Origin of the sequence: Gordonia sp. (in: high G+C Gram-positive bacteria), from assembly GCF_047606305.1 — a bacterium.
Taxonomy (GTDB): domain Bacteria; phylum Actinomycetota; class Actinomycetes; order Mycobacteriales; family Mycobacteriaceae; genus Gordonia.
The window spans coordinates 1-10,624 of record NZ_JASGER010000127.1 but is presented as its reverse complement, the minus strand read 5'-3'; the positions used below and the strand labels follow the sequence as shown (position 1 = coordinate 10,624).

Below are 10,624 nucleotides of genomic sequence, written 5' to 3'. Positions count from 1 at the left end.
GGCTGCGCCTCGCCGGGCGGCGTGATCGGGCGGTCGACGCGCGGGCCGCGCACCGCGGCCACCCGGCTGCGGTCCGCGCTGATGTTCGCCGCACGCACCTGCTTCCCGTCGTTGAGATTCCCGCCCACGGGTTTGAGCTGTGCCCCCTCGAGACTGGACATCTGCCCGTCGCTGATGACGTCGAGCCGGTCCTCGTGACCGGCGGACGCGGTCGGCGACAGGCGCTGCACGTCGTCGAGCCGGATGCCGTCGGGGAGCTTGGGCAGCAGCGGCTGGCCGTCGAGCGTGATTACATACGGCGCCGGCGAGTCCGCGCTGCTGAGCGTCCACACCAGCTGCGCGGCCATCAGCTCGCGGTCGGCGTCCGACGGCGAGCCGGCGCCCTTGAGGTCGATTTGGACGCCGCCCTGGTCGCGGCGGCGGACCTCGCCGAGCTCGGTCTTGGCCGGGATGGCCGACGCCGTGGCCCGTACGAGGTCGAGGCTGGGCCCGGCCAGCAGCCGGGCGACCACGGCGCTGGGCGTCGCCTGGCCGAGGAAGAACCACCTCGGGTCGCCGACGAGGCGCTGGTGGTCGTGGTCGGTGAAGTACATCGTCACCAGCCGGTAGGTCGAGTCGAACTGCGCCCGGTCCAGCAACACACCGGTGGGCACCGGACCGTCGATGCGCCAGCCGGCCGGGGTGCGGGCCAGCTTGATCGACGATTCGACCCGCCCGGTCGCGGGCAGCAGCTGACCGTTGACCTTCAGCGACGCGGTGTTGTCGCCGACCACCTTCACCGTCGCCGAATCGTCGGTGCGCGATTCGGTGACCAGGGAGATGTTGCTCAGCACGGCGGTGTCCCCGCGGTCGTCCCAGCGCGCCCCGTTCTCCGGGGTGAGGAAGGCCCGCGCCGCCGAATGGGCGGCCGTCGGGTCGGCCGTGGCCCGCAGGAATCCCTGCACCAGGGCCTCGGGGTCCATCGTGTTGTCCGGTCGCGGCGGCTCCTGCGCGGCCGGCCGCCGCTCGAAGCTCTTCAGCGGCTGCGGCGACGAGTCGGTGGGGATGACGACGCAACCCGACGCGATCAGGGCGAGGGCGGACACCGCCGCCACCAGTGCGGTGCGCGCCGGCCTGGACAGTCTCATCGCTTCCCCTCGTCGGGTTGGGGCTCGTCGGTGGTGGCCGGCTTGGCGGCCGGGGCCTTCGTCGCCTTCGTCGTGCTGCCGGAGCGGGCATCGAGCGGGCGCAGCGGCAGCGGGCTGCCCAACACCTTGTGACCGCGCTTGAGCGGCAGGGTGAGGCGGAAGTTGGCCCCGTGGCCGGGTTCGCCCCAGGCCTCCAGGCGGCCGTTGTGCAGGTGCGCGTCCTCGACGCTGATCGCCAGGCCCAGGCCGGTGCCGCCCGAGCGCCGGTACCGGGACGGGTCCGAGCGCCAGAACCGGTTGAACACCAGCTTCTCCTCGCCGGGGCGCAGTCCGACTCCGCGGTCGCGAACGGTGACCGCCACCGCGTCGCCGTCGGTGCGCATGGTGAGCGTCACCGGTCGCTGCTCGGAGTGGTCGATCGCGTTGGCCAGCAGGTTGCGCAGGATCCGCTCGACGCGGCGCGGGTCGATCTCGGCGATGACGGGTTCTTCGGGCAGGTCGACGTCCAGCTCGGTGCCGGTCTCCTCGGCGAGGTGGCGCACCGTTTGCAGGGCCGCCTCGATGGGGATGGCCATCGACATCTTCTCCGCCGCCAGTTCGGCCATGCCGGCGTCGTGGCGGGAGATCTCGAGCAGCTCGTTGAGCAGCGTCTCGAACCGGTCGAGTTCCTTGTCGAGCAGCTCCACGGACCGCTTGCGCACCGGGTCGAGTTCATCGCGGCCCTCGTAGAGCAGGTCCGAGGCCATTCGCACCGTCGTCAGCGGCGTCCGGAGTTCGTGCGAGACGTCGGAGGTGAACTGGCGCTGCAGACCGCCGAACTCCTCGAGGTGCGCGATCTGGCGCTGCAGGCTCTCGGCCATGTCGTTGAAGGACATCGCCAGTCGTGCCATGTCGTCCTCGCCGCGCACCGGCATCCGCTCGGAGAGCCGACCGCCGGCGAACCGGACCGCGACGCGCGCCGCCGATCGCACCGGTAGCACCACCTGCCGGGACACGAGCCACGCAATCGCCGCCAAGAGCCCCAGCAGCACGATCCCGCCGGTCAGCAGGGTGCGGAAGACGAGGTTCACGGTGTCCTGCTCGGTGGTCAACGGGAACACCAGATACAGCTCGAGGCCGGGCACCGCCGAGTTCGTCGGCGTGCCGATCAACAGGGCCGGCGACGTCGTCCCGCGCGCGGTCTCCACCGTCGAGTACTGGTAGGCGACCTGGCCGCTCTGCACCATGGTGCGCAGGTTGTCCGGGATGGCGGCGACGGGCCCGACACCGGTGTCGGCGACACCGCTGCCCCCGGCACCGCGGACCAGGAGAACGGTGTCGAAGGCGCCGACCGGGCGCGATCCCGAGCCCGAGTCGGCCGCGTCGCGCTCGGTCAGCAGCGCACGCGTCTGCCGCAGTCGAGTGGTGAGCGGGGTGCCCGGATCGGGGCTGGCCAGGTCGCGTTCGACGGCTGCGCGGGCCCGATCGATCTCTTCGCCGGCGGCGGCCAGTTTGGCGTCGAGCAGGCTGTTGGTGATCTGGGACATGAGCACAAAGCCCAGGATGACCAGGACGACCAACGAGAGCGCGAGGGTCGAGACGACGACGCGCAGCTGCAGGGAGCGCCGCCAGACGCCCCCGAAACTGTGCCCGAGCTGCGCCAGGGTGCGGCGCAGTCGGGCGGTGGGACTGTTGGGACGGCGCGGGCGGGGGGTGCGGACCCGCCCTCCACGCTCGCTCACGGCGGACCGGCTTTGTAGCCGACACCCCTCACGGTCAGGACGATCTCCGGATTCTCCGGATCGGTCTCCACCTTGGCGCGCAGACGCTGGACGTGGACGTTGACCAGGCGGGTGTCGGCCGGATGCCGGTACCCCCACACCTGCTCGAGCAGCACGTCGCGGGTGAACACCTGGCGGGGCTTGCGGGCCAGTGCGACGAGGAGGTCGAACTCCAGCGGGGTCAGCGAGATCGGCTCACCGTCGCGGGTGACCTTGTGGGCGGGCACGTCGATCTCCACCGGCCCGATCGACAGCATCTCGGCGGGCTCGTCGTCGGTGCGGCGCAGGCGCGCGCGGATCCGGGCGACGAGTTCCTTCGGCTTGAACGGCTTGACCATGTAGTCGTCGGCACCGGACTCGAGGCCGAGGACCACGTCGACGGTGTCGGTCTTGGCGGTCAGCATGACGATCGGCACCCCGGAGTCCTGGCGCAGGACGCGGCAGACGTCGATGCCGTTCATGCCGGGCAGCATCAGGTCCAGCAGCACCAGATCGGGGCGGATCTCGCGCACCGCGGTCAGGGCCTGGGTCCCGTCGGCCACATGGAAGGGCTCGAATCCCTCACCGCGAAGCACGATCGTCAGCATCTCCGCGAGAGCGGCGTCGTCGTCGACGACCAGGACACGTGGCTTCATGCGGTCCATAGTGACACTTTCGTGACCTTTTCCCCGGATGACGCGCCGACGGTCCGATCGGTAGGGTCATCGCCCGTGGCCACCTTCATCACCGTCGAGGGACTCGACGGAGCCGGCAAGCGGACCCTCGTCGACGGGTTGCGCCGTGCGTGGGCGGCCGACGGGGTGCGCGTGGCGACGATCGCCTTCCCCCGCTACGGGGAATCGGTGCACGCCGACCTGGCCGCCGAGGCGCTGCACGGCGAGCACGGTGACGTGACCGACAGCGCCTACGCGATGGCCCTGCTGTTCGCGCTGGACCGCCGCGGCGCCGTCGACGACCTGTCGGCGCTCCTCGAGGGGAACGACGTCGTCGTGGCCGACCGGTATGCCGCGTCGAATGCCGCGTACACGGCGGCCCGGGTTCCCGACGCCGCCGCTGCGGCCGTCGAGTGGGTCCGCGAGCTGGAGTTCGAGCGCTTCGCGCTACCGGTCCCCGACCATCAGCTCTTCCTGGGCGTGCCGGTGGAAGTGGCGGCGCAGCGCGCCGTCTCGCGCGCGGCGTCCGACGACAGCCGGGCCCGCGACCGCTATGAGCGCGATGCCGACCTTCAGGCTCGGGTCGACGCCTCCTATCGACGGTTGGCCGCCGATGAGTGGGTCTCGCCGTGGCGGGTACTCGACGGCGATCCCGATCCCGGTTTGGCGGCCGAACTCCTCCGCTAGTAGCGGTAGTGCTCGGGCTTGTACGGGCCCTCGACGTCGACGCCGATGTACTCGGCCTGCTCCTTGGTGAGCTTGGTCAGCTTGCCGCCGAGCGCCTCGACGTGGATCCGCGCGACCTTCTCGTCGAGGTGCTTGGGCAGGCGGTAGACCTCGTTGTCGTACTCGTCGTTCTTGGTCCACAGCTCGATCTGAGCGATGACCTGGTTGGAGAAGCTGTTGCTCATCACGAACGACGGGTGGCCCGTGGCGTTGCCCAGGTTCAGCAGGCGCCCCTCGCTCAGCACGATGATGCTGTGACCGTCGGGGAAGACCCACTGGTCGACCTGCGGCTTGATGTTGATCCGCTTCATCCCCGGCGCGGACTCGAGGCCGGCCATGTCGATCTCGTTGTCGAAGTGGCCGATGTTGCCCAGGATCGCCTGGTTCTTCATCTTCTGCATGTGCTCGAAGGTGATGATCCCGAGGTTGCCGGTGGAGGTGATGACGATGTCGGCGTCACCGATCGCGTCCTCGACGGTGACGACGTCGAAGCCGTCCATCAGCGCCTGCAGCGCGTTGATCGGGTCGATCTCGGTGACCTGCACGCGGGCGCCCTGGCCGGCCAGCGACTCCGCACAGCCCTTGCCGACGTCGCCGTAGCCGGCGATCAGCACCTTCTTGCCGCCGATGAGGACGTCGGTGCCGCGGTTGATGCCGTCGATCAGCGAGTGGCGGGTGCCGTACTTGTTGTCGAACTTGCTCTTGGTGACCGAGTCGTTGACGTTGATCGCGGGGAACGCGAGGTCGCCGGCGGCGGCGAACTGGTAGAGCCGCAGCACGCCGGTCGTGGTCTCCTCGGTGACGCCCTGCACCGAATCGGCGATGGCCGTCCACTTGCCCTTGTCCTTCTCGAAGCTGCTGCGCAGCAGGTCGAGGAAGACCTTGTACTCGGCCGAGTGGCTGTCATCGGTCGGCGGCACGACGCCGGCCTTCTCGAATTCGGCGCCGCGCAGCACCAGCATGGTGGCGTCGCCGCCGTCGTCGAGGATCATGTTGGCGAGCACCGGCTTGCCGTCGGCGTCGTTCGGCCAGGTGAGCATCTGCTCGGCGCACCACCAGTACTCCTCGAGCGTCTCTCCCTTCCAGGCGAAGACGGGCACGCCCTTGGGCTCCTCGGGGGTGCCGTGCGGACCGACGACGACGGCCGCCGCGGCGTGGTCCTGGGTGGAGAAGATGTTGCACGACGCCCACCGAACCTGCGCACCGAGCTCGACGAGCGTCTCGATGAGCACGGCCGTCTGGACGGTCATGTGCAGCGACCCGGAGATGCGCGCGCCCTTCAGCGGCTGGACGTCGTGGTACTCGCGGCGCAGCTCCATCAGGCCGGGCATCTCGTGCTCGGCGAGTTCGATCTCCTTGCGGCCGAACTCGGCCTCTCCCAGATCGGCGACCTTGAAGTCGATTCCGTTCCGGTGCTCGGCGGTCGGCGTGGACTTGGACACGAGGCTCATCGGCTCCCCTACTCGGTGCCCCGGACGCGTCGTTCCCGGGCGGTGCAATCGTCTGGGGTCAGGCTATCGTGTCGTCGGTTCGCGAGTCCCAGGCGGGCACTTCGCCACGCTCGCGACGGCCGACCATCGAGTGGCGCTGGCCGTACAGGAAGTAGACGACGACACCGATCGCCATCCACACGACGAACCGGATCCAGGTCAGCGCCGAGAGGTTCAGCATCAGCCACGCACACGCGAGGATCGCCAGGATCGGGATGACCGGACCGCCGGGCACCACGAACCCGCGCGGCAGGTCGGGGCGCGTGCGGCGCAGGACCATCACGGCCCCGGCCACGACGACGAACGCGAACAGCGTGCCGACGTTGACCATCTCCTCGAGACGGTGGATCGGGAACAGCCCGGCGACCACGGCGACGGCGACGCCGATCATCACGGTCAACCGTGCGGGCGTGCCGAACCGCGGGCTGGTGCGCGCCATCCGTCGGGGCAACAACCCGTCCCGGCACATCGCGAAGAGGACGCGTGACTGGCCGAGGATGAGGACCATGACCACCGTCGTGAGCCCGGCCAGCGCCCCGATCGCGATCACCTTCTCCGCCCACGTCACCCCGTTGAGGGCGAAGACGTCGGCGAGGTTCTTGGAGTCCTTGCCGGTCCCGGCGAGCCGGCGGTAGTCGACCATTCCACTCACGACGACGGTGACCAGCACGTAGAGCACGGTGACGATCGCCAGGGAGCCGAGGATGCCGCGCGGGATGTCGCGCTTGGGGTTCCGCGTCTCCTCGGCGGTCGTGGCGACGACGTCGAAGCCGATGAACGCGAAGAACACGACCGACGCCGCCGCCAGCACGCCGTACCACCCGTACTGGGTGTTGCCGGCGCCGGTGATCAGCGAGAAGAGCGAGGAGTCGACGGACTTGTGCGCTCCCCCGCCGCCTTCGGCCGGCGGCACGTACGGCGTGTAGTTCGCCGTCTTGATGTAGAAGAAGCCGAGCACGATGACCAGCAGGACGACGCCGATCTTGATCGCGGTGATCACGGCGCTGAACCGGGAGGAGAGCTTGGTCCCGATCGCGAGCAGCGTGGTCACTAGCGCGACGACCGCCACGGCTCCCCAGTCGAGGTCGATGCCGCCGATCGACACCGAGTTGATGTCCTTCGGCGCATGGGGGAAGAAGGAGTGGACGAGGTTGTCCAGATAGCCCGACCATCCCTTGGCGACGGTCGCGGCGCCGACCGCGAACTCGAGGATCAGGTCCCAGCCGAGGATCCAGGCGAGGAATTCGCCGAAGGTCGCGTAGCCGAAGGTGTAGGCCGAGCCGGCCACCGGCACCGTGGAGGCGAACTCGGCGTAGCAGAGCGCCGCCAGGCCGCAGGTGATCGCCGCCATCACGAAGGACAGCGAGATCGCCGGACCGGCGTTGTTGCCCGCTTGCGACACGGTCACGGTGAAGATGCCGGCGCCGATGACGACGGCGACGCCGAAGACGATCAGGTCGCGGACCGACAGGTCTTTGCGAAGCTGGTGACCGGGCTCGTCGGTGTCGGCGAGCGACTGCTCGATCGACTTGGTGCGCAGCAGCGGGTTGCCCATCTCAGCTCACCTCGCCGGCGCCGCGTCGACGGATTCACCCGCGTCGAGCCCCCGGTCGACATCCGGTTCGATGAAGATGAGCCGCGCCTGCGGCACCGCCTGCCGGATGCGGGCCTCGGCCGCGTCGATGGTCTTGGCGACCGTGGAGGCGTGCTTGGTGCCGGGGATCGCGATCTTCGTCGCGACGAGCAGTTCTTCGGGGCCCAGGTACTGGGTGCGGATGTGGATCACCCGCTCGACGGCAGGTTCGGCGTTGATGGCCGCGACGATCGCCCGTTCCTCCTCCTTGGTGGCCCCTTCGCCGATCAGCAGGCTCTTCATCTCGATGATCAGGACGATCGCGATGATGCCGAGCAGCACGCCGATTCCGAGGGTGCCGATGCCGTCCCAGATCCCGTTGCCGGTCGCCCAGGAGAGGCTGACGCCGGCCAGGGCCAGGAGCAGGCCGATGAGTGCGCCGGTGTCCTCGAGCAGGACGATCGGCAGTTCCGGGTTGCGCGAGTTGCGGATGAAGTGCCACCAACTCGCCTCCCCCTTGAGCGGGGTGGACTCCTTGAACGCCGTGCGGAAGCTGTAACCCTCCAGTGCGATGCCGATCAGGAGGATGGCGATCGCGATCTGCGGTGAGGACAGCTGGTGGTCGTGGGCGTGGGCGATCTTCTCGTACCCCTCGTACAGGGCGAACATCGAGCCGAGGGTGAACAGCACCAGCGCGACGATGAAGGAGTAGAAGTAGCGCGCCCGCCCGTAGCCGAACGGGTGCAGCTCGTCGGCGTCCTGCTTCGCACGCTTCTGACCCAACAGCAGCAGCGCCTGATTCGAGGTGTCGGCGACCGAGTGCACGCCCTCGGCGAGCATCGACGACGACTGGGTGACGGCCCACCCGGCGAACTTGGCCGCGGCGATACCCGCGTTGGCGATGAGTGCGGCGACAATCGCCTTCTTGGAGCCCTCGGCGGACACGGCATACCTCGTGGTCGGGAACGGATCTCGGCTCCCGGCAGACTACACCGCAGTGTCCGATTCGGCGGGCTGAAGCCGCCGCCGCGACCCGCGCGGCGGCGACCCGGCCCCGGTCACACCGCGAAGGTGCGACCCACCCGCATGTCGGTGTTGCCCATCGTCGACGACGCCTTCGACACCGACGAGCTCAGCCCGTTGAGCCGGGTGCGCGATTCGTCGAACACGCGGTCCCAGTGCGCCTGCGCTTCCTGGTAGGCGGCGGCGCCCTGCGCCGACTGCCAATGCGAGGCGAGCGCGTTGACCTGGGTGCGCAGTTGCCCGGACAGCTGCTCCAGGCGGGCGAAGTTGCGGTTGAGGTCGCCGGTCAGGGTGTCGAGCGCGGCGAAGTCGTACTGGATGATGCTCATGATTCTCCTCGAGTTGGGCGCTCAGACGGCGAGCGAGCCGGTGATGGTGGCGGCGCCCGACTCGTCCTCGTCGCCGTAGCCGGCGAACGAGGAGGTGAGCTTGGCCTTGATGTCCTCGAGCGCCAGGTTGAGCTTGGTGGCACTCGAGCTCCAGTCCGCGTGGGTGGTGTCATAGGCACCCGAGGCGCGGCCCTTCCAGGTGGTCGCGGCGTTCTGCGACGCGGTCGAGATCGCGCGGATCACCTGCTGCATCTCATCGACGATCCCGGCCACCGACTTGGTCGAGGCCATCGAGGCGCCGACGTCGAGGTTGAGTCCTGATCCGGACATGGTTTCCCCCTTCTTCTTGTGTCAGACCGCGCGGTTGCGCAACCCGAGTCCTTCGGCGGGGTCGACCCGCACGTCGTCGTGGGCGAGCAGTTGCGCCCAGGTCAGCGGCTCATCGGCCGTGTCGGTGTGCCCGACACCGGGATGGAGGTCGGCGGTCGACCCGGGACCGGTCCGGGAGGCCGACGCCGGTGCACCGGTCACCGGCGCGATCGGCGCGGCACCGGTGGACCGCGGCTGATCGGCGGGCACCGCGGCCGGCACGGCTCCGGTGCGAAACGCCGGGCGCTGCGTCGTCAGCAGTGCGGGCCGGAAGCGGGCGACCACCGGCGGCGTCACCGGCGCGACGATCCCCGTCGACCCCGTCGGAGCGATTCCGGACGGCACGGCCCGGACACGCAGCATCGCGGGCGGTGGACACGGGCGACGCAGGTCGGTCGCGGCGTCGGCGCTGTCCCGCTCGTAGTCGGCCATCACCCTGGCCGCGGTGGCCGAGAGCTCGGCCTCTGTGCGGGCGGCGCGGGCCAACCCACCGGTCATCATGGCCGAGATCCCGATCCCGGTGGCGAGGCGGTTCGCTTGTGCGCGCGCCTCGTCCAGCACTGCGGCGCCCGGCATCGCCAGCAGCGCCGCCTCGGCGGATGACTCGGCCCGTCGGCACAGTTCGCGCCGACGGGCGGCGTCGACCGCCAGGGCGTCGATCCATGCCGGCAGTCGCGACAGGGCGCGCAACGCCTGCCCGGCCCCCGCCGAGTCCCAATGGGCGCGGACCCGGTCGACCGCCCGTCGGGCGACGACCGCCAGCTCGTCGAAGTCCCCGACCAGATCGGACCACGCCGCCGCGCTGTCCGCGAGCGGGCCGAGCCCGGCGCCCGCGATCAGGTCGGCCTGCAAACGTTCGGTCGGGCGCGAGGACCAGTCGACGCCCGTGAAGCCGGCCTGCGCCACGGTCACGTCGGCATCTCCCCGACATCGGCGGCCGTCAACGCCGCCGCCTGGGCGCGCAGTGCGCGCGCTGCCGCCGCGATCTCAACCGCTCCGGCGTCGACGTCCGAACGCAGGGCGGCGACGGCACGACTGCTCGCTTCGGCGACCGCCACGCTCACCTCGTCTCGACCGACGGGTGCCGCAGCCATGCGACCCGCCCGTCCGTCGACAGCCGACCGCAGCCCGGCGGCGAGGTCATCGAGCGCCGCGGCCGCTCGTTCCAGGGCGCGGGGATCGGCCTTCACCCCGGGGTACCCGGCCGTCATGAGAGCAGCTCCTCCTTGAGCGCGGCGAGTTCGGCGCCCACCGTCGCGTGGCCGCCACTCGGCTCGCCGCCGCCGGAATCCGGGCCCGAGCCCTCATCGCCGAACACCGGTGGCGCGCACGTCTGCCGACAGTCGGCCACCGCGTCGTCGGACCGCATCGCGAGGTGGGGGCCGCCGGCCACGGACTTTCCGATCGCGTGGGCGCCGACTGCGCCGGCACCGCCCATCGGGGCGACGGCCGCACCGGGTCCGGCAACACCGGTGTGTGTCGCTCCGGGCGGGCCCTGGGGCAGTCCGGCCGCTTCGGTCCCGCCGGGCACCGGGGTGCGGGCGGCGTACCGCGCGGTGACGTCTCGGGACCCG

11 protein-coding genes and 1 pseudogene are annotated in these 10,624 nt (G+C 70.4%); 1 reads left to right on the top strand and 11 read right to left on the bottom strand.

Annotated features, from left to right (window positions below; translation table 11 throughout):
- From QM634_RS16250 to mtrA, 3 genes are all read right to left on the bottom strand, one after another.
- The coding region (locus QM634_RS16250; protein ID WP_415043810.1) for a GerMN domain-containing protein at positions 1–1,127 on the bottom strand (1,127 nt) is incomplete at its 3' end.
- Positions 1,124–2,848 carry an MtrAB system histidine kinase MtrB gene (mtrB, locus tag QM634_RS16245; RefSeq protein ID WP_415043809.1) on the bottom strand — a complete coding sequence of 575 codons (1,725 nt, stop codon included), beginning with the start codon at positions 2,846–2,848 and terminating at the stop codon, positions 1,124–1,126. The genes mtrB and QM634_RS16250, both read right to left, overlap by 4 nt.
- Positions 2,845–3,531 carry an MtrAB system response regulator MtrA gene (mtrA, locus tag QM634_RS16240; RefSeq protein WP_124246778.1) on the bottom strand — a complete coding sequence of 229 codons (687 nt, stop codon included), beginning with the start codon at positions 3,529–3,531 and terminating at the stop codon, positions 2,845–2,847. The genes mtrB and mtrA overlap by 4 nt, the downstream gene beginning before the upstream one ends.
- Before the next feature lie 66 nt (positions 3,532–3,597).
- Between mtrA and QM634_RS16235 the strand changes: the two genes are divergently transcribed.
- Positions 3,598–4,227, top strand: coding sequence for a dTMP kinase (locus QM634_RS16235; RefSeq protein ID WP_415043808.1), 630 nt, complete (start codon positions 3,598–3,600; stop codon positions 4,225–4,227).
- Here QM634_RS16235 and ahcY read toward each other — a convergent pair.
- The 8 genes and pseudogenes from ahcY to QM634_RS16195 all read right to left on the bottom strand — a co-directional run.
- A complete protein-coding gene (gene ahcY / locus QM634_RS16230) occupies positions 4,224–5,717 on the bottom strand; it encodes an adenosylhomocysteinase (protein ID WP_415043807.1) in 1,494 nt (497 codons plus the stop codon). The two genes, QM634_RS16235 and ahcY, sit on opposite strands and share 4 nt — an antisense overlap.
- 58 nt (positions 5,718–5,775) lie before the next feature.
- Positions 5,776–7,311 (bottom strand): amino acid permease, encoded by a 1,536-nt coding sequence (locus tag QM634_RS16225; protein ID WP_415043806.1) that lies wholly within the window; start codon positions 7,309–7,311, stop codon positions 5,776–5,778.
- A 6-nt stretch (positions 7,312–7,317) separates the two neighbouring features.
- Positions 7,318–8,274 carry a cation diffusion facilitator family transporter gene (locus QM634_RS16220; protein WP_415043805.1) on the bottom strand — a complete coding sequence of 319 codons (957 nt, stop codon included), beginning with the start codon at positions 8,272–8,274 and terminating at the stop codon, positions 7,318–7,320.
- Positions 8,275–8,387: 113 nt separating this feature from the next.
- Entirely contained in the window at positions 8,388–8,681 is a 294-nt protein-coding gene (locus QM634_RS16215; RefSeq protein WP_415043803.1) for a WXG100 family type VII secretion target, read from the bottom strand.
- A gap of 21 nt (positions 8,682–8,702) precedes the next feature.
- Positions 8,703–9,011 carry a WXG100 family type VII secretion target gene (locus QM634_RS16210; RefSeq protein WP_415043802.1) on the bottom strand — a complete coding sequence of 103 codons (309 nt, stop codon included), beginning with the start codon at positions 9,009–9,011 and terminating at the stop codon, positions 8,703–8,705.
- 21 nt (positions 9,012–9,032) lie between these two features.
- Complete coding sequence (locus QM634_RS16205; protein ID WP_415043801.1) at positions 9,033–9,962, bottom strand: PPE domain-containing protein; 930 nt, start codon at positions 9,960–9,962, stop codon at positions 9,033–9,035.
- Complete coding sequence (locus tag QM634_RS16200) at positions 9,959–10,261, bottom strand: PE domain-containing protein (protein ID WP_415043800.1); 303 nt, start codon at positions 10,259–10,261, stop codon at positions 9,959–9,961. The genes QM634_RS16205 and QM634_RS16200 overlap by 4 nt, the downstream gene beginning before the upstream one ends.
- Positions 10,258–10,624, bottom strand: a pseudogene (locus tag QM634_RS16195) (hypothetical protein); the annotation flags it as partial. The pseudogene QM634_RS16195 and the gene QM634_RS16200, both read right to left, overlap by 4 nt.

Bases quoted from the DNA above. Each gene is read 5' to 3' on its own strand.
- mtrA (WP_124246778.1), bottom strand. From the start codon at position 3,531: ATGGACCGCATGAAGCCACGTGTCCTGGTCGTCGACGACGACGCCGCT.
- ahcY (WP_415043807.1), bottom strand. From the start codon at position 5,717: ATGAGCCTCGTGTCCAAGTCCACGCCGACCGCCGAGCACCGGAACGGA.
- QM634_RS16225 (WP_415043806.1), bottom strand. From the start codon at position 7,311: ATGGGCAACCCGCTGCTGCGCACCAAGTCGATCGAGCAGTCGCTCGCC.
- QM634_RS16215 (WP_415043803.1), bottom strand. From the start codon at position 8,681: ATGAGCATCATCCAGTACGACTTCGCCGCGCTCGACACCCTGACCGGC.
- QM634_RS16210 (WP_415043802.1), bottom strand. From the start codon at position 9,011: ATGTCCGGATCAGGACTCAACCTCGACGTCGGCGCCTCGATGGCCTCG.
- QM634_RS16200 (WP_415043800.1), bottom strand. From the start codon at position 10,261: ATGACGGCCGGGTACCCCGGGGTGAAGGCCGATCCCCGCGCCCTGGAA.